The sequence below is a fragment of the Polynucleobacter sp. JS-Safj-400b-B2 genome (genome assembly GCF_018881975.1).
In the GTDB taxonomy this organism is placed as follows: domain Bacteria; phylum Pseudomonadota; class Gammaproteobacteria; order Burkholderiales; family Burkholderiaceae; genus Polynucleobacter.
Genome location: NZ_JACVPJ010000001.1, coordinates 265,250 through 282,427 on the forward strand (window position 1 = coordinate 265,250; position 17,178 = coordinate 282,427).

General features: G+C 45.2%; 20 protein-coding genes. 7 read left to right on the forward strand and 13 right to left on the reverse strand.

Features of this window, described 5'->3' with window-relative positions; genetic code table 11:
• Positions 1–89 precede the first annotated feature (89 nt).
• Complete coding sequence (locus tag ICN48_RS01385) at positions 90–1,139, forward strand: fumarylacetoacetate hydrolase family protein (RefSeq protein WP_216151964.1); 1,050 nt, start codon at positions 90–92, stop codon at positions 1,137–1,139.
• A gap of 39 nt (positions 1,140–1,178) precedes the next feature.
• Here the strand turns inward: ICN48_RS01385 and ICN48_RS01390 are convergent, their stop codons facing one another.
• On the reverse strand, positions 1,179–2,768 hold the full coding sequence (locus ICN48_RS01390; RefSeq protein ID WP_216151965.1) for a rhodanese homology domain-containing protein: 1,590 nt from the start codon (positions 2,766–2,768) through the stop codon (positions 1,179–1,181).
• A gap of 48 nt (positions 2,769–2,816) precedes the next feature.
• On the reverse strand, positions 2,817–3,791 hold the full coding sequence (locus ICN48_RS01395) for a tripartite tricarboxylate transporter substrate binding protein (RefSeq protein ID WP_216151966.1): 975 nt from the start codon (positions 3,789–3,791) through the stop codon (positions 2,817–2,819).
• A 161-nt stretch (positions 3,792–3,952) separates the two neighbouring features.
• On the opposite strand from ICN48_RS01395, the gene ICN48_RS01400 reads away from it, so the two are divergent.
• Positions 3,953–4,141: a hypothetical protein gene (locus ICN48_RS01400; RefSeq protein ID WP_011903187.1), complete on the forward strand. Its 189-nt coding sequence runs from the start codon at positions 3,953–3,955 to the stop codon at positions 4,139–4,141.
• Between the two features lie 81 nt (positions 4,142–4,222).
• Here the strand turns inward: ICN48_RS01400 and ICN48_RS01405 are convergent, their stop codons facing one another.
• Complete coding sequence (locus tag ICN48_RS01405; protein WP_370624118.1) at positions 4,223–4,561, reverse strand: DUF1330 domain-containing protein; 339 nt, start codon at positions 4,559–4,561, stop codon at positions 4,223–4,225.
• A gap of 14 nt (positions 4,562–4,575) precedes the next feature.
• On the opposite strand from ICN48_RS01405, the gene ICN48_RS01410 reads away from it, so the two are divergent.
• Together ICN48_RS01410 and mmsB are read left to right on the forward strand one after the other, a co-directional pair.
• Positions 4,576–4,845, forward strand: a complete 270-nt coding sequence (locus ICN48_RS01410; RefSeq protein ID WP_216151967.1) for a cupin domain-containing protein — start codon at positions 4,576–4,578, stop codon at positions 4,843–4,845.
• A gap of 29 nt (positions 4,846–4,874) precedes the next feature.
• Positions 4,875–5,753, forward strand: a complete 879-nt coding sequence (mmsB, locus tag ICN48_RS01415) for a 3-hydroxyisobutyrate dehydrogenase (protein ID WP_216151968.1) — start codon at positions 4,875–4,877, stop codon at positions 5,751–5,753.
• A gap of 41 nt (positions 5,754–5,794) precedes the next feature.
• Here the strand turns inward: mmsB and selD are convergent, their stop codons facing one another.
• The 7 genes from selD to ICN48_RS01450 form a co-directional block, all read right to left on the reverse strand.
• Entirely contained in the window at positions 5,795–6,880 is a 1,086-nt protein-coding gene (selD, locus tag ICN48_RS01420; RefSeq protein WP_216151969.1) for a selenide, water dikinase SelD, read from the reverse strand.
• 33 nt (positions 6,881–6,913) lie between these two features.
• Positions 6,914–7,492, reverse strand: coding sequence for a TlpA disulfide reductase family protein (locus ICN48_RS01425; protein WP_216151970.1), 579 nt, complete (start codon positions 7,490–7,492; stop codon positions 6,914–6,916).
• On the reverse strand, positions 7,485–8,594 hold the full coding sequence (locus tag ICN48_RS01430) for a transglutaminase family protein (protein WP_216151971.1): 1,110 nt from the start codon (positions 8,592–8,594) through the stop codon (positions 7,485–7,487). The genes ICN48_RS01425 and ICN48_RS01430 overlap by 8 nt, the downstream gene beginning before the upstream one ends.
• Positions 8,595–8,662: 68 nt before the next feature.
• Entirely contained in the window at positions 8,663–9,943 is a 1,281-nt protein-coding gene (locus tag ICN48_RS01435) for a DEAD/DEAH box helicase (RefSeq protein ID WP_216151972.1), read from the reverse strand.
• Between the two features lie 143 nt (positions 9,944–10,086).
• Positions 10,087–10,665 carry a hypothetical protein gene (locus tag ICN48_RS01440; RefSeq protein WP_216151973.1) on the reverse strand — a complete coding sequence of 193 codons (579 nt, stop codon included), beginning with the start codon at positions 10,663–10,665 and terminating at the stop codon, positions 10,087–10,089.
• 16 nt (positions 10,666–10,681) lie between these two features.
• Positions 10,682–11,113 (reverse strand): YbgC/FadM family acyl-CoA thioesterase, encoded by a 432-nt coding sequence (locus ICN48_RS01445; protein WP_216151974.1) that lies wholly within the window; start codon positions 11,111–11,113, stop codon positions 10,682–10,684.
• Between the two features lie 6 nt (positions 11,114–11,119).
• Positions 11,120–11,557 (reverse strand): GNAT family N-acetyltransferase, encoded by a 438-nt coding sequence (locus ICN48_RS01450; protein WP_255539406.1) that lies wholly within the window; start codon positions 11,555–11,557, stop codon positions 11,120–11,122.
• Positions 11,558–11,726: 169 nt separating this feature from the next.
• On the opposite strand from ICN48_RS01450, the gene ICN48_RS01455 reads away from it, so the two are divergent.
• Positions 11,727–12,308 (forward strand): hypothetical protein, encoded by a 582-nt coding sequence (locus ICN48_RS01455; protein ID WP_255539407.1) that lies wholly within the window; start codon positions 11,727–11,729, stop codon positions 12,306–12,308.
• Positions 12,309–12,404: 96 nt separating this feature from the next.
• On the opposite strand, the gene ICN48_RS01460 is transcribed toward ICN48_RS01455, so the two are convergent.
• Genes ICN48_RS01460 through ICN48_RS01470 form a run of 3 tightly spaced genes read right to left on the reverse strand, consistent with a single transcriptional unit; the run spans position 12,405 to position 14,358 of the window.
• Positions 12,405–12,629 (reverse strand): TOBE domain-containing protein, encoded by a 225-nt coding sequence (locus ICN48_RS01460; RefSeq protein WP_216151975.1) that lies wholly within the window; start codon positions 12,627–12,629, stop codon positions 12,405–12,407.
• Between the two features lie 8 nt (positions 12,630–12,637).
• A complete protein-coding gene (locus tag ICN48_RS01465) occupies positions 12,638–13,528 on the reverse strand; it encodes a substrate-binding domain-containing protein (protein ID WP_216151976.1) in 891 nt (296 codons plus the stop codon).
• A 5-nt stretch (positions 13,529–13,533) separates the two neighbouring features.
• A complete protein-coding gene (locus ICN48_RS01470) occupies positions 13,534–14,358 on the reverse strand; it encodes a substrate-binding domain-containing protein (RefSeq protein ID WP_216151977.1) in 825 nt (274 codons plus the stop codon).
• A gap of 75 nt (positions 14,359–14,433) precedes the next feature.
• On the opposite strand from ICN48_RS01470, the gene ICN48_RS01475 reads away from it, so the two are divergent.
• A complete protein-coding gene (locus ICN48_RS01475) occupies positions 14,434–15,456 on the forward strand; it encodes a substrate-binding domain-containing protein (protein ID WP_216151978.1) in 1,023 nt (340 codons plus the stop codon).
• Between the two features lie 51 nt (positions 15,457–15,507).
• Positions 15,508–17,145 carry an OFA family MFS transporter gene (locus ICN48_RS01480; RefSeq protein WP_216151979.1) on the forward strand — a complete coding sequence of 546 codons (1,638 nt, stop codon included), beginning with the start codon at positions 15,508–15,510 and terminating at the stop codon, positions 17,143–17,145.
• The last annotated feature ends 33 nt before the right edge of the window (positions 17,146–17,178 follow it).

Below are 17,178 nucleotides of genomic sequence, written 5' to 3' on the forward strand. Positions count from 1 at the left end.
TCAGGGTTTGGTATTAATATTTACGGCAGATCGTTTAGAGAACGTATCGGCATTAATAAAATACCTATAAAAATATTGAAGGAGACGCTGTGGATACAAATCGAAGGGATGCGCTGAAATTGGGCACTACTGCTGCTATGAGTGGCATGTTTATTTCTAATGCCATTGCTGCGCCAGATGGCCAACCACCGATCGTGGTCGAACCTTTGACTGGTAAAGCTGGATTTAGGGTTGCTAATTACCTACCAAAAATGGGCGCTACTTCGAGATTGGGTTTAGTAACAAATGATGGCATGGTAGTGGATATTCCTGCTGAAGCCGCTCGTCAAAAAGTGCAATTGTCATTTGATCCCACTTCAATGATTTCTTTAGCTGGTTCAGGCAATAAAGGTTTGCTTGAGTTAGCGGCATTATTTAAGGGTCGCGGAACTAACTTAACAAATGTTAATCAAGTAATGTTGCTCTCGCCTATTCCTAAACCACAAAGTAATATTTATTGTGTGGGCTGGAACTACTTAGATCATTTTGAAGAGGGCCTTAAGCACCGTGCTGATACCGCTGTAAAAGAGTATCCAAAGGTCCCAGTGCTATTTACTAAAGGCACTCAAACCATGAATGGCCCATTCGACAGCATTCCTTATGATGCTGGCATCTCTACCATGATTGACTGGGAGGCTGAGCTAGCAGTGGTGATTGGTAAAAAGGGTAAGAATATCTCCGAAGATAATGCAATGGACTATGTCTTTGGCTACTCTGCCTACAACGACACTACGGCGCGCGATATTCAGCAAAAACGTCAGTCCGGCCAATGGTTTAAAGGCAAGAGCTTGGATGGTCACGGCCCAATGGGTCCATGGGTTGTTACTGCTGGTGGTGTCAATTTGGATGACACTCGCATCATCTGCCGTGTGAATGGCGTTGAAAAGCAAAATGCTAGTTACAAGCAAATGTATTTCAAGATCCCAGCAATTATTGCTGAGCTATCACGTGGCTTAACATTATTGCCTGGCGACATCATTGCAACTGGCACGCCATCTGGCGTTGGCGCTGGAAGAACTCCTCAGGAGTTTATGAAGCCGGGCGATGTAATGGAAACCAACATCACTGGCATTGGCATCATTCGCAATAAGATTGTTTAACTGGTTAACTCGGTTAGCTTTACTGACAACTGCAAGGACCTAGAGGACCCAGAAGTGGTGGGTTCCGTCCTTGCCTAGTTGTTCAACTAAACCAAACTCCCAATCAAGATAAGCCTGCATTGCTGCGGGATCTACGCTAGTGCCCTCATAAGGGCGCTTATAGCGATCCAGAGGAGGCGAGGCTAGGTGACTTGGGTCTTTCTCGAGCTCCAGTCCTGCTTTTACCCAGGCCGCATTTCCACCCTCGAGAATCAGTACCTCGGCATCGGTCAGTGTTTGCAACTCTTGGGCAGCAAAGGCGCTAAGTTCGCTTGGTGCGCTGGTAATGACATAGCGATCTACCTGCGGAATCTTTTTCAAAGCTTCTGTCAGTTGTGAGCGCAGGGCATACCAACTACCAGGTATATGTCCCTTAACGTAATTGGCATGTGTACTGAAATCAATCGCAATCGTATTGCTATCTGATTTGAGCCAATGAGAAACTATCTGAGCATCTACGGTTTCTATTGTTGGAAGGGTTGGTAGAGGCGTCTTCCAGACTCCTTTTTCAGAAAGGTCAGAAGTATTTACTCCATCAAGTACATAGACATCCCATGCCATTTGTGCCAACCATGAAGCAGGCATATTGGCGCGCACTCCACCGCCACTCGGGTCAACTAAAACAACGCGGGCGCCACGAACTGGGGCAACCATCTCCGTTTCTTGAACTAACTGTCCGCCAGGAACAGATCTAAATCCTGGAAGATGACCCGCCTCGTATTCTTCTGGGGTACGAGTATCAAAGAAATAGGTAGTTCGATTAGATTGTGCTTTCCAGTCTTGTACATCGCTAAGACTAGCGCGCTTGACGCCGGCTCTATCTGCAACACTGCGAGCACGTTCTGCTGCATCGTTCTTTGTAGATTCACTTACTTCCTGAAATTTTCTACTTTGACCTTTATCTAATTCTTGCCCCGCTAAGGTCCAGCCAATCGTGCCATTACGCAGTGCATTGACCTCGTTCGGGATACCTGCATTAATGAGTGACTGAGTACCGATAATGCTACGTGTTCTGCCAGCGCAGTTCACAATGATTTTGGTCTTTGGGTTAGGAGCTAATTCAGGAAGGCGTAGGACGAGTTCGGCACCTGGAACGCTAATCCCCGTCGGAATGCTCATGGTGTTGTATTCATCAAAGCGGCGGACATCTACAACCACAACATCTTCTTTGTTATCAATTAATTGCTTTACTTCTTGCGCAGACAAGGAAGGGGTGTGACGCCTGGATTCAACAAATTCACCAAAAGACTTGCTCGGTACATTGACATCTTTGAATACCTCGCCACCTCCAGCCTTCCAGCCTTTTACACCACCCTCCAATACAGAAACATCGGTATAGCCTAAATTGACTAAGCGCTGTGCAGCTAAGTGTGCAAATCCTTCGCCGTCATCTAGCGTAACAATGGGTACATTCTTTTTGGGTAGCTTGGCATAAGCATCAACTTCAACTCTAGAGAGAGGTAGGTTCGCTGCAAATAGAGGATGCTCTTGTGCATGAGGATCCTCTTCACGCACATCTAATAATGCAAGCTCTTCTTTGTTAAGAAGTTTATTGCGAACAAATGAATAATTTTTAGTCTGAATGCTCATGCTGTCTCTTAATGGTTTTTAACGTTTCTTTTTTTAAATCTATTGTATTTAGTCTAACTTGGCGCCAGACTTTTTAACTACTTCACCCCAGCGCGTAATTTCTTGGTTGATGTACGCAGCAAGTTCGGGGCGTGTCATCTTGGGAACGGTTGCCCCCATAGCTGCCCAGCGCTCCTTGATCTGAGGTGAGGCAAGTGCTATCTGCACTTCGGCACTCATCTTATCGACGATATCCTTAGGTGTTCCTTTGATTGCCCACAGGGCATACCAGCTCGATACAACGAAATTACTGATTCCTAACTCTTGAACCGTTGGCACATTAGGAAATGCATCAACTCTTTTAGAAGTTGCTACTGCTACTGCAATCAGTTGCCCATTCTTAATGAAAGGCGCTGCACCTGCGAGGGTATCAAACATCATGTCAACTTGGCCCGCAACGAGATCTTGCAGTGCTGGCCCTGTGCCACGATAAGGAATATGCGTAATGAACAGTTTGTTCTGCATCTTAAATAACTCACCGGTCAAATGCTGTGATGTGCCATTGCCAGTTGATGCGTAGTTATATTTCCCTGGATTCTTGCGAATCTCTTCCATGATGGATTTCAAATCATTCTTTGGAAACTTGGTTGGATTCACAACGATGACATGGGGAACGCTACCAATGATTGCGATAGGCTCAAAATCTTTAGAGATGTCATATGACAGGTTGGCGTACATACTAGGCGCAATTGAATGATGCACCGCACCAAGAAGCCAAGTGTAGCCATCGGGTGCCATTTTTGCTGCAATTGCAGCACCTAAGGTCCCGCCTGCACCACCACGGTTATCGACCACAATAGAGTCGTTTAATTGGATCGAGAGTTGCTTGGCTAGAGGGCGTCCAAAAGCGTCTACAGCCCCGCCTGGCGGGAAGGGGTTAATAAAGGTGATCGGCTTGTTAGAAGCCGGCCAGGAACTGGTTTGAGCGCTGGCTGAAAGAGCAATTAGTCCGCCAATCAACAATATAAGGACATTCCTGAGCATTTTGTGTGTCTCCAAGCTATTTATGAGAATGGGAATCTATTGTGGCTGAACACGCCAATATAAGAGTTATCCCTGATTTGGGGGGCGATTTTCTATGCTTTTTATGGGGATATACTAACTCCGCTGTCAGTATAAATATTCATTTGTTCACAGGAGACGAGATGTCACAACACGATACATTGTTAGCTGCTTTTGAAGCATACAAAGCTGAAAACGAAAAATTCATTGAAAAAGGTATTAAGGCATCTGCTGCTCGCGCACGCAAGGCATTGCAAGAAATCGCTGGCGCATGCAAAGAGCGTCGCAAAGAAATTACAGCCACTAAAGAGGCGATGGAAGCTAAGAAGTAACTCTCGCTCCAGACTGATTGATAAGCCTAGCTTTTACGAGCTAGGCTTTTTTATTTTCAGATTCGCTATCCATTAGAAGATTTAAATGACAACGCTAAATAAAGTGAGCTTCATTGCTTTGCTACGGGTAGGAATAAGCGCTTGATACTCTGGGCTATTGGCCCATGTGTGAGCATCCTGTGCGCTTGGAAACTCTAGTTCTACAAATGTTTTGAAGGATGCAATCTTTAGTTCATTCCAGAATAGTTCAGGAACTGATCCTCGATTTTTGATTGAACCCTTGTAAAGTTCAACCGTTTGACCCACTTGGGAACGGTATTGCTCAAAAGCGCTTAGATCTATCGGCTCCATCAACCCAATTACCTTAACCATCATGACTCCCCATATATAGATTGCTGAATCCTCAGAGAGTATATCCACGCTATAGTGAGGGTATGAATACAGAGCAATTTTTACGGCTCCTTCAGCGGGATGGATTTCCTGAGCCGGTTGAGGTTCAGCAGTCTCCTAATGGATATCTGGATGAACATGAGCATCCTTTTGAGGTGAGGGCGCTAGTTATTGAGGGTAGCATCACCATCATCACCAATAGTCAGAATGCGGTTTACAAGGCTGGTGAAATATTTCAGTTGAGTTTTAAGAAGCCTCATGCAGAATCGTATGGACCAGAGGGCGTTAAGTACTTGGCCTCAAGAAAAGAGTAAAGCAGCAAAACAATAAAACTAGGAACCTTATGAAAATCGGATTTATTGGCTTAGGTAATATGGGTCTCCCAATGGCCCTTAATTTATTAAAAGCAGGCCATCAAGTAACCGGCTTTGATTTGGCAAAGAGCCAGCTAGATGCATTTGCTGTAGCGGGTGGAGCGATTGCGGACAACGCAAACGCTACCGCAAAAGATGCTGATGTATTAATTAGCATGCTGCCTGCATCCCAACATGTCGAGGGTTTGTACCTTGGCGATACCGGCTTGCTTGTAAATGCTAATCCAAAGACGCTCCTCATTGATTGCTCAACGATTTCACCTAAGGTGGCACAAGCAGTTGCCACTGCAGCAAAAGCAAAAGGTTTTTTCATGATTGATGCGCCAGTATCAGGTGGCACTGCTGGAGCGCAAGCGGGCACATTGACCTTTATGGTTGGTGGTGATGCAAGCGCGGTTGAGTGCGCGCGACCATTGCTAGAGAAAATGGGCAAGAATATCTTTCACGCTGGAGCGAATGGTGCGGGGCAGACTGTCAAAGTCTGCAACAACATGATGCTGGGGATTCAGATGCTGGGTACCAGTGAAGCTTTGCGCTTAGGAATAGCTAATGGCTTAGATCCCAAGGTTCTCTCTGACATCATGTCTAAGAGTTCAGGGCGCAATTGGGCTTTGGAGCTGTATAACCCATGTCCGGGCGTCATGGATAACGTTCCATCTTCAAAAGGCTACGCAGGTGGCTTTGGTGTCGATCTCATGCTCAAAGACTTAGGTCTGGCCGTGGAGAACGCGGAGAATTTAGATGCCAGCGTCCCGCTAGGAAAGTTAGCCCAGCAACTTTATGAAAATCACAGCAAAGCAGGCAATGGTCAGCTAGATTTTTCTAGCGTGTTTAATTTAAAGAAATAAAAATGAAGAAGTGAAGAATTGAGAAACAGCCCAAGAAAAATCTAAGAAACAACTAGCGGTTTTTCTTGGCGCTTACTCATTTGACCGATGACGCGAGCGCCTAAGAAGTGGTGTTGATTAAAAATATCTAGCACTTCTTTGACGCTATCAGGGCTGCATGACACCAATAAGCCGCCACTAGTTTGTGGATCAGTTAATAAGGCGCGTTGTGCTGGTGTGAAGCCTGTTGGAATGCCAACTTCATCGCCATAGCTGAGCCAGTTTCTATCCGAGGCGCCAGTAATAACGCCATCATCAGCAAGTTTTTGTACGTTTGAGAGCAGGGGCACTTGGCTCCAATCAATATGCGCTGTGCAGTTGGATCCTCGTGCTAGCTCTAAAGTATGTCCAGCCAATCCAAACCCAGTGACATCAGTTAATGCATGGACACCAGCAAGCTTGGCTAAGTCAGGACCTGCAGAATTCAACTTAGTGGTATTTGAGATCATCTCGCGATATCCATCTGAGCCCAATAAATCTTTTTTCAGGGCAGCGGATAAAACACCAACACCCAATGGCTTTCCTAAAATAAGAACGTCACATGGTTTGGCACTTGCATTACTCTTCACGCGCTTGGGATCGACGATTCCAATTGCTACCAATCCATAGATAGGTTCTACTGAGTCAATGGTATGCCCACCAGCAATAGGAATGCCGGCACTGCGACAAGCTTCGCTACCACCCTCTAAGATTCGAGCAATGGTTTGATTGGATAACACTTTAATCGGCATACCGACTAAGGCGAGAGCAAACAGGGGGGTGCCACCCATCGCATAAATATCGCTAATCGCATTGGTGGCAGCAATTTTCCCAAAATCAAATGGGTCATCTACGATGGGCATGAAAAAATCAGTTGTTGCTACGATTGCCTGGGATTCATTGATTTGATAAACGGCCGCATCGTCAGACGTCTCAATGCCAATCAGTAATTCTTTTGGGAAAGGTAGTTGTGGAACATTCTTCAGAATTTCGGAGAGAACGCCCGGGGCAATTTTGCAACCACAGCCTCCACCATGAGAGAGGGAGGTGAGACGTGGCTCAGTATTCTCAGTATTGTTGGCGATATTTGCGGTATTTACTTTATTCATATTGCGAGGGTATCAGAAGCGAGATGGAGTTGTTTATTGGCGTAGCAGGGATTCAATTTTCCCTTTAACTTCAATGCTATCAACATTCTCAATAGCGCCGACCCAGACACCTTCAACCTTACCGCTTTTGCTCACGAGGAAGGTGGTTGGTAAGCCGCGGGCTTTCCAGGTCTTATAGACGGTGCTATTGCGATCAAGAAGTATTTCAAGGCTATTTTCGGAAAAGCCATTACCTTTCAGAAACTGCACGATACGTGGCTTCATTTCAGCAAGGTTTACTGCTAAAACAACTAGCCCTTTAGATCCGTAACTGGCTTGTAATTGAGTAAGTTCCTCAAATTCTTCTCGACAAGGCTCACACCAACTTGCCCAAAAGTTCACTACAACTACCTTGCCTTTGAGGCTTGCTATATCTATTGGTTTGCCAGATAGGTTGTTGAGTTGCAATGGCGGTGCCGTTTGCGGTAGCCCCAATTTTGTTGGAGACTGCCATTGTGCATGGGCCGAATAACTGACCAATGCAAGCAAAGAAAAAGTCAGCGCAAGAATAACTTCTCGTGCTGACTTAGGTATAGACAACCACATCGTGTTTTTCACTGATGCGTTAGCCAATACGTCTGCTGGTGATTTTGTATTTGAAGTTATCTGGATCGAGAGAATCAAAACGACCTTCAGTATTTTCAGCTTGTGGGTACATTAGGAATGGAATGTCACTTTTGCTACCAAGCTTAGATCCAGGCAATGCGATGTCATGATCATAGTTATAGGCCATCCAATTCATTTCCCAATTACCAAAGAGGTAGTCGCGAATAGCAATAACCTTTGGATCGGTAACAGCTAAGCCGCCGGTTTCTTCAAGAATCACCTTACGTACATCTGCTGGATCGACCGGAACCCAGCCATAGCCTGAGGCATAGAATTCTGCTCGGCAATGTTGTGCTTTGGTGATATCACCTGATTTACCTAGGCTCTTATAGCCACGCGCAGAGTCAGCAATACGGATACCGTAAACATCACGCGCAGGTAAGCCCACTGAGCGGGCAAGCGCTACAAAGACTGCGTTGATATCAGCGCATTTACCGCCGAGATTATTAGTCTCTAACATCAACTTCACATCACCTTGACCGCAGCCACGTGTTTTGGGATCGCGACGTGTGTTATCTACTACCCAGTTATAAATGGCTTTGGCTTTATCAACTTCGCTAGCGTTAGCGGGCAACTTCGCAATCGCTTCGAGCGCTTTTGCTTTTACGATGCCATCAGTAGGCAGATATTTGGTGGGGCGAGTCCAAAAACGTTGCTCTTCTTTAGAAAGCTTAAGAGCAGGGTTTGGGGTGGTCATTTCAAGATTACGATTGCGTGTGCTAACTAAGATTGATACTTTCACAGTATGGCTGGTGGCAGCGGAATCCCATTTTGTCCAAACCATGCGAGCCTGTTTGTTGGGCGTTTCATACATTTGGTTAACAGCTTTAGGATCGCTTGCCTCTGAGCGGATAGCGATAGTGCGGAAATAGTCCGTGTCTAAAACTAGTGGCAATGGAACCCAGCTCTGCGCAATGCCCTTGGGAGACTCTAGATTCACTTCTGTCACGATCTCGTATGTAGTCCACTCAAGAGAAGATTGTGCAAATGCGGAAGAAATAGGGCCAAGCGATGGAAGTGCTAAAGCGCCAACAATCGTTTTAATAGCAGAGCGGCGGGATGTAGTCATATTAATTGGTTTTTTAAAAGTTTGAATAAAGTTAATGATGAAATGTATAAGGGTATTTTAACGAGCGCTTAACGGTTAAAGCTTCTTTTGGGAGGGCTGCTACGCTTTGCAGGAGCCTTCTTCGCTGGAGCTCCACCTAATCCTGCGGGTCTTGGTTTTCTAGATTGCTGGTGTTGCTGACTACGTAGCTGAATCGGCTGAGCCACGGCGTTAGGATCTGGTTCAAAACCAGCGATCACTTCCTGCGGCAACTTTTGCTTGATCAGTTTTTCGATATCTTTGAGCATTTGATGTTCATCAACGCACACCAGAGATACGGCTACACCATTTGATCCTGCGCGACCCGTCCGTCCAATACGGTGGACATAGTCTTCAGACACATTCGGAAGATCGTAGTTCACGACATGGGGTAGTTGGTCAATATCAATACCGCGCGCTGCAATATCAGTAGCAACTAAGGCGGTTAACTTACCTGCTTTGAAGTCAGCCAATGCTTTAGTTCGTGCAGATTGGCTTTTGTTGCCATGGATGGCCATGCTGGTGATGCCATCCTTTTCTAATTGGGTCACTAACTTATTGGCGCCATGCTTAGTGCGAGTAAAGACTAGTACCTGCTTCCAATCATTGCTCTGAATCAAATGGGCCAACAGTGGATGTTTCTTTGTTCTATCTACTGGGTGAATCAATTGAGCAATCGCTTCGTTGGCGCTATTGCTGCGAGCCACTTCAATCAACTCAGGCGCATTTAATAAGCCGTCGGCTAAAGCTTTGATTTCTGTTGAGAAGGTTGCTGAAAATAATAAGTTCTGACGCTGCTTTGGAAGGGCGGCTAAGATTTTCTTAATGTCACGTAAGAAGCCCATATCGAGCATGCGATCCGCTTCATCGAGCACTAAGATTTCAATATCCTTGAGGGATACACAATTTTGAGACATCAAATCTAATAAGCGACCTGGAGTAGCAACCAAAATATCCAATCCACCAGCGATGGCTTTAATTTGAGGATTGGCACCAACACCACCAAAGATCACTGTGGACTTCAAGCCAGTGTATTTGCCATAAGTCACTACTGACTCTTGTACTTGAGCAGCTAGCTCACGAGTTGGCGTCAGAATTAAGACGCGCAATAGACGTTTGCCTGAGCTGGCTTTGCTTGAAGTTAAGCGCTGCAGAATCGGCAGGGTAAAGCCGGCAGTTTTGCCTGTGCCAGTTTGCGCTGCAGCTAAAAGATCGCCGCCTTTGAGAACAGCAGGAATCGATTTTGCTTGAATCGGGGTGGGGCTGGTATAGCCTTCTTCAGCAATAGCACGAAGAATGGGTTCTGATAAACCAAGATCTGTAAATAACATAGGGGCCAATAAAGTATTGACCCGTATTCAACGTATTTAAAAATCGATTATCCCGGTCAATGGGGTGAGCTGCTGCGCTAGAGCGTTTGCAGTAAGAGGCTCTATTTTAAGTCATCAACCCCAAAAGCTTGAGAATTGGCAGATTACGCTGGATTCCAGAGATTTGGAACGACAGTATTGGCGTAACCAGACACAAAGGATTTTTCTGCTCCAGTGACAGGATCAAAGACTGAGCGATGAATGCGCCCGATATTGCCACCGTACACATGAATGCTGATTGATGTCTGATCAGCCAGACTATTCTCCACCACATGAATGTCATGGGTGCCTGGCGACACAGTATCGACGTGTCCGGGTGGGCTAACGCAAGCCTCTCCCGTCTTGAAGCTACCATCCGCTTGGCGATAGTAGGGTGTGCCTGTTTCTTGACCGCGCAACTGACCAATCATTCCCCAAACGGTGTGATTGTGTAGGGGTGTTTTTTGCCCTGGACCCCAGACAAAACTCACTACAGAAAATCGATCTAAAGGATCAGCATATAAGAGATATTGTTGGTAATACTGTGGATGGGGTTTAGTAAATTCTTCGAGCAACCAATCGTCTACCGCAATCAGTTTCTCCAGCATTTTTTTACCATCAGTAAAAACAAGCTCTTCACTGGGTTGCTTCTCAAGCAGGACGCTGAGCTCTTTAACAAAGGTCAGTAGCTTTCCATCAGACATATTTTGCTCCATTGTATTACTCGTCCTGAAAGACGCAATCAGGCCAAGCTTTGGGTTTGAGTGTATTGGTATCAACGCAAACAATATGTAGTGTGGCGCTCGCAATGACTTGGAATTCTTCGCTGTCAGGAAGCCTTCTTTGTGCAGTTTGCTTAACGGTCACCTGTGTGCGGCCACGATGCTCAATCACTTGATCTATGTAAAGCAAGTCATCTAGGCGTCCTGGTTTATAGAAGTTCATTGTGAGCTCGCGCAAGGGCATCACCATTGTGAATTCATCCGCAAGCTTAGTGGGGCTCAGTCCCCGTTGGGCAAGCCACTCTGCGCGACTGCGCTCAAATATTTCTAGGTAACGTCCGTGATAGACAAATCCAGCGGCATCGGTATCGGAATAGCAAACGCGATGTTTGTAAGTAAAGGCAGGGGAGTTTGGGTTGCTAGTAGTCATTGCTTGTCAAATCAAATTTGGTAATAAAAGGATCATATTACGATGCGGAATGCCTGCCTCATCGTAGATAGAACCCCGTGCCTGAAAGCCAAGTTTTTCATAGAAAGGGATGGCAAGCACCTGAGAATGAAGGATGATAGATTTTGCCCCTTGTGATTTAGCTAGGGTAATCAGCTTTTCTAGAATTTGCTGGCCTATTCCCTGATTTCTGAAGGGGGCTAAAACCGCCATACGGCCAATTTGAGATTGCCCGTTACCTAAATCGACTAGCCTACCTGTGCCGATACAGCTTCCATCTAGGTAGGCGAGAGCATGGGTGGCCAATGGGTCAAATTCATCCAGTTCGAGTTCAGCCGGAACCCTTTGCTCCTGGATAAATACTTCCTGGCGCACCAAAAAAGCGCCTGCCTCAGCTTCTTTCCATGGTTTTATCAGTATTTCCAAGGGTTTGGGATCTCGAAGAGCTATTAATAAGCTCAATTTACCAAAGAAGGGGTTTTCTAGGCCATGTATATAGTTCGATGCCGTACTAAAAGTGCCACTTTCCGTGGTTACAATGAATCAAGCTCAGTATTGAGCCCACCTAAAACCTTTTACTCAATTAGGAGTTATCTTGAAGAAATCTTTATTAGCTGGTTTGTTTGCTGCAGTTGGCATTACCTTTGCAAGTTCTGTTTTTGCACAACTTCCTGCAAAAATGATGCCTTTGGCAGCTGATGTTGCAGTTTTGAGCGCGACCGTTGACTCAGTAGATGCCAAGAAGCGCATCGTTGTATTGAAAGACGCTAATGGTAATTTGGTGCAAATGAATGTATCTAAATCTATTAATGATTTGGATAAAGTTAAAAAGGGCGATGTATTCTTGGTTGAGCATGCTCAAGCTGTTGCAGTTGGCTTGACTGCTGTTGGTAAGGATCAAAAGCCAGGCGTATCTGGTGTGCGCTCTGTAGTTGTAGCCGGCAAAGGTTCTGCTAAGCCATTTGAAGAAACTACAGAAACAGTTTATGCCACTGTAAAGATTTCAACAATCGATCAAAAAACACGTATCGTTACTTTCACAATGCCAAGCGGCGAGAAGCAAAAAGTTAAAGTGGATCCATCTGTTTTAGGTCTTGAGAAATTCAAAGCTGGTGATGACGTGATGATTGAGTTCGTTGACGACACAGCTATTGGTTTCGTTACACCTAAGAAGTAAGTATTTAGTATTTAGTTTGCCGAGTAGTCCACCGGCAATAAAAAAGCCCGCATCTGCGGGCTTTTTACATTTGAATGGTATGCTTGAAGCGCTGGCTTATGCGCCTTTAGCAATCATCACGTCAGATGCTTTAATTACCGCCCAAGCCTGATCGCCAACCTTGAGGTTGAGTTCATCAACCGCTTCATTGGTGATAGAGGCAGTCACAATATGACCGCCGCCAATATCCAATTTCACATGAGAAGTAGTTTGACCCATTTTGAGTTCAACTACCTTACCGTTAAGAGTGTTGCGTGCGCTGAGTTTAACTTTGAGTTCCACGATTTCTCCTATTGAACGTATTGCTTTGCGTATGCTGCATCATTATAAAGAGGCTCTTTGTATTTTGATTTGCCATAGTTGCGAATAATTGCCTGACCTTCATCTGAAGCGACAAATTGAATGAATTTCACAGCTGTATCGCGATTTGCCGTGGCGCCAGGAGGTGCAGCAAGTGCATCATAGGTATTTACCAAGAACTTATCCCCGCGATACAAAATAACCAAATTAGGCGCAATATCTTTTTCAGCAACCCAAGTGCTGCTGTCAGTCATGAAGTAGGCATTCTCTGCATTCGCTTTTTTCAGGGAGGCAGTCATAAAGTCATTGGTGACGATATACCAGCTACCTTCGGGTGTTACATCTGCCTTTTTCCAAATATCCATCTCTTTTTGATGAGTGCCTGACTTATCTCCTCTGGAAATAAAGTTTGCCTTTACTTTTGCTACCTTTGCATAGGCATCTGCACCGCTGCTTGATATTTTGATAGTTGCAGGATCACTCTTTGGGCCAACAATATAAAACTCATTGGATCCAATTAGAGTGCAGTTGGTGGCCCAGCCATCTGCAATCGCCATGTTTACTGCATCAGGAGCATGGACCATGATCATATCTACCTGTCCAGTTTTGAGTAGATTGAGGGAGGCGCCGCTACCCGCTTTGATCCAGATTAAACGTGCTCCTTCTTTCTTATCAAATACCTCACCAAGAGCTTGAAGTAGTCCTAATTCTCCTGGACTACCAGTTGCCAAAGTAAAGCTTTGACTACCTTTTCCATAAATGGCTTCTGGTTTCATAGGATTATTTTGTGCCATTGCAGTTTGCATACCCATACCAATGGCAATACTTGCCATCAGTAGCTTAAGGTTGATTGAAAACTTCGGAAACTTCTTATTTTTCATATTGATTATTTTTTGGCGTTCGGAAAGAAGAGCTGCTCGCCATCAATCTTGTAGCTGGCAATCACATCTTGACCATTCTTGGAGATAAGCCAGTCAATAAATTCTTGACCCTGTGCTTTTTTCACATGAGGAAATTTAGCGGGGTTTACTAACATCACACCATACTGATTGAATAGTTTTGGATCGCCTTGAACCAAGATAACGAGATCGCCACGATTCTTAAAGCTGAGCCAGGTGCCACGGTCAGCCAAGATATAGCCATTCATTGCGGATGCTGTATTGAGAGCAGGACCCATGCCGGAGCCTGTTTCTTTGTACCAAGATTGGCCGGATGAGGGAGTGATTCCAGCACCTTTCCAATAGCGAAGCTCTGCTGCATGTGTACCGCTTTTATCTGCGCGGGATATAAATGGAGTTTGGGCTGCAGCAATTTTTTGAAGTGCAACCTGAATATCCTTACCGCCTCCAATTTTTGCTGGATCAGACTTAGGCCCAATCAAGACAAAGTCGTTGTACATCACTTCATAGCGCTTAGTTGAAAAACCTTCTTCAACAAACTTCTCTTCAGCAGGTTTGTCATGAACAAACACCACGTCTGCATCACCACGGCGGCCAATATCTAGTGCCTGCCCAGTTCCAACAGCTACAACCTTAACTTCAATACCAGTCTTCATCTTAAAAATGGGGAGTATGTAATTGAAGAGGCCAGATTGCTCTGTGGAGGTAGTTGATGAGACCACAATGCTTTTTTCTTGGGCGAAAGCCTGTGGGCCGTTGAGGGCAATGGCCGTTAGGGTCGCTAGAAGTAGGTTGCGGATTGATTTTTTCATGAGGGTGCGAGGAGTAATTTATTAAGGTAATATCATCGCATAATTATTACCACTTGAATATGCAATCAATTACATATGCAAATTGAAGTTAGACCAACCTTAGTATTAAATAATCAAGCCAAAGGCGGGGTCCCTATTGATTTGGTTTGGCTGTCTCAGCTGTTAAGGGATATCGGTCGCGGTAACTCGTTAATTTCAGCAAGTAAAAAATCCAGCACCTCTTATCGAAGCGCCTGGGGCAAGATGAATGATGTTGAAGCTGCGCTTGGCATGCCACTCATTACGAGGACCAAAGGACATGGCTCAAAGTTAACAAAACTCGGCGAGTTTTTAATTGAGTTTATTGATGAGATGCAAGCGGGGTATGTTGAGCATGGAAGCGCATATCAAGATACCTTACTTAAAGAAATCAAAAAGATTCAAAAGACTGATAGTAGAAAATGGAAGTTTCTCTCTAGCAGTGATTCCATCATTCAAAGGGCCGCCGCAGAGATTAAAGGCTTCGATTTGAAGATTGCTGGTTCGGGAGAGTCCCTTGAAAAGCTTCTGAGTAACGAAGCCCATATTGCCGGATACCATGTATCAGATGAGCGAAGCTCAAAGGCTATTCATCATCGCTTGTCAAAAAATGATATTCAAATATATCCTGTAATGAAGCGCACACAAGGCTTGCTGGTAAAAAATGGAAACCCCCTTCGTATCTCTTCCCTCTATGATTTGGTGAATCCAAAAGTTCGTTTTATCAATCGTCAAATCGGCTCTGGCACAAGACTACTACTTGATGGTCTGCTGATAGAGGAGGGTATTGATCCTTCTGAAGTGAATGGCTATCTGCATGAAGAGTTCACTCATTCAGCGGTTGCAAATGCTATTTTGGCCGACAAGGCTGATGTAGGTTTGGGCGTGAAAAATATTGCTATTGAAAATGGTTTGGGGTTTATACCGCTTAAAGATGAGTTATTTTTCATCGCCATGCATAGGGAGATGGTTGCTCAATCAGAGGTCTCCAAATTAATCAGGAAGATAAGAAGCTATTCGGGAGATACGCCTGGATATAAGGCTGTAGGCCTTAATCGACAAATTGAAGGTTGGTTGTAACGTAAAGAAGTAGCTACTGTGTAGTAAATATAACTATAAATAGGAGGCAACATGTTTCATCTATTAGATAAAGAAAGAACGATTGCAGGGCCAGGCTTTAATCGCTGGCTTGTGCCGCCGGCGGCGTTAGCTATTCACTTATGTATTGGTATGGCCTATGGCTTTTCCGTATTCTGGCTACCATTATCCAGAGCCTTGGGAGTTTCGCAGGGCGGTACTGAGGCAATTAAATGTACTGCCGATGTTGGCTTCTTTGCGCAACTTTTCACAACTACTTGTGACTGGCAAATTTCGACCTTAGGTTGGATGTATACATTATTTTTCGTGTTCCTTGGCATCTCTGCTGCTATTTGGGGCGGCTGGTTAGAGCGCGCGGGTCCACGCAAAGCGGGTGTTGTAGCGGCTTGTTGTTGGGCTGGTGGCATGCTCTTTTCTGCCTGGGGTATTTATCTCCATCAATTCTGGATGATGATTCTCGGCTCAGGTGTGATTGGAGGTATCGGCTTGGGGCTGGGCTACATCTCACCAGTTTCAACCTTGATTAAGTGGTTCCCAGACCGTCGCGGAATGGCAACTGGCATGGCCATTATGGGCTTTGGCGGTGGCGCAATGATTGGCTCACCATTGGCCGCAATGCTCATGAAGAACTTTGCAACGTCTACTAGTGTCGGTGTGGCACAAACATTCGTGGTGATGGGTGTGATCTATTTCATCTACATGATGATTGGCGCAATGAGCTATCGCGTGCCGGCGAGCGATTGGAAGCCTGCTGGTTGGACACCTCCTGTTGCTGATACATCTAAGGCGATGATCACTACACGCAGCGTTAGTGTTAAGAAAATCTGGGGTATTCCTCAATTTTGGTTGGTTTGGATTGTGCTAACCATGAACGTTTCTGCTGGCATTGGTGTGATTGGTATGGCATCTCCAATGCTCCAAGAAATTTTTGCTGGTAGCTTAATTGGTAATGCATTGAAATTTGGCGAGCTCGATAAGGGTCAGTTAGTGGCGATTGCTGGTATTGCCGCTGGCTTTACTGCGCTGCTGAGCTTGTTTAATATTGTCGGCCGTTTCTTCTGGGCCAGCTTGTCAGATAAGTTGGGTCGTAAATTAACTTACAGCATATTTTTCATATTAGGTGGGGTGTTGTATTTCAGCATTCCCTCTAGTGCTGCTGCAGGTAGTTTGGTTCTCTTCGTTGGTGCCTTCTGCATTATCTTAAGTATGTATGGTGGAGCCTTTGCTACTGTCCCTGCTTATCTTGCTGACTTGTTTGGCACTCAAAACGTAGGCGCAATTCATGGTCGATTGTTAACTGCTTGGTCTACAGCCGGTATCCTAGGTCCAGTGATTGTGAACTACATGCGTGACTATCAACTAAGTCTTGGAATTGCGAAGAGTCAGGTGTACAACCAGACGATGTACATCCTTGTAGGTATGTTAGTTATCGGCTTGATTGCTAATTTGATGATTCGCCCAGTTGCAGATAAGTGGTTTATGACTGATGCTGAATTAGCAGAAGAAAAGCGTCTTGCCCATGAAAAGGCAATGGGATCGATTGTTAAAGGGGAAGCTGGCCATGAGCATACCTCTACTTTGACAGTCATTTTGGCGTGGGCATTTGTAGGCATACCACTTTCTTGGGGTGTCTATAAAACCTTCTTAAGCGCTTTAAAGTTGCTTGGTTAATCAGGTTTCTAAGTATCGATAGCCACCCTTCGG

What these genes read in the sequence shown, in the direction of transcription:
- ICN48_RS01435 (WP_216151972.1), bottom strand. Translation starts at nt 9,943, where the DNA reads ATGTTATTTACAGATCTTGGTTTATCAGAACCCATTCTTCGTGCTATT.
- ICN48_RS01445 (WP_216151974.1), bottom strand. Translation starts at nt 11,113, where the DNA reads ATGACTACTAGCAACCCAAACTCCCCTGCCTTTACTTACAAACATCGC.
- mmsB (WP_216151968.1), top strand. Translation starts at nt 4,875, where the DNA reads ATGAAAATCGGATTTATTGGCTTAGGTAATATGGGTCTCCCAATGGCC.
- ICN48_RS01410 (WP_216151967.1), top strand. Translation starts at nt 4,576, where the DNA reads ATGAATACAGAGCAATTTTTACGGCTCCTTCAGCGGGATGGATTTCCT.
- ICN48_RS01390 (WP_216151965.1), bottom strand. Translation starts at nt 2,768, where the DNA reads ATGAGCATTCAGACTAAAAATTATTCATTTGTTCGCAATAAACTTCTT.
- ICN48_RS01400 (WP_011903187.1), top strand. Translation starts at nt 3,953, where the DNA reads ATGTCACAACACGATACATTGTTAGCTGCTTTTGAAGCATACAAAGCT.
- ICN48_RS01430 (WP_216151971.1), bottom strand. Translation starts at nt 8,594, where the DNA reads ATGACTACATCCCGCCGCTCTGCTATTAAAACGATTGTTGGCGCTTTA.
- ICN48_RS01475 (WP_216151978.1), top strand. Translation starts at nt 14,434, where the DNA reads ATGCAAATTGAAGTTAGACCAACCTTAGTATTAAATAATCAAGCCAAA.
- ICN48_RS01440 (WP_216151973.1), bottom strand. Translation starts at nt 10,665, where the DNA reads ATGTCTGATGGAAAGCTACTGACCTTTGTTAAAGAGCTCAGCGTCCTG.
- ICN48_RS01480 (WP_216151979.1), top strand. Translation starts at nt 15,508, where the DNA reads ATGTTTCATCTATTAGATAAAGAAAGAACGATTGCAGGGCCAGGCTTT.
- selD (WP_216151969.1), bottom strand. Translation starts at nt 6,880, where the DNA reads ATGAATAAAGTAAATACCGCAAATATCGCCAACAATACTGAGAATACT.
- ICN48_RS01465 (WP_216151976.1), bottom strand. Translation starts at nt 13,528, where the DNA reads ATGAAAAATAAGAAGTTTCCGAAGTTTTCAATCAACCTTAAGCTACTG.
- ICN48_RS01470 (WP_216151977.1), bottom strand. Translation starts at nt 14,358, where the DNA reads ATGAAAAAATCAATCCGCAACCTACTTCTAGCGACCCTAACGGCCATT.
- ICN48_RS01395 (WP_216151966.1), bottom strand. Translation starts at nt 3,791, where the DNA reads ATGCTCAGGAATGTCCTTATATTGTTGATTGGCGGACTAATTGCTCTT.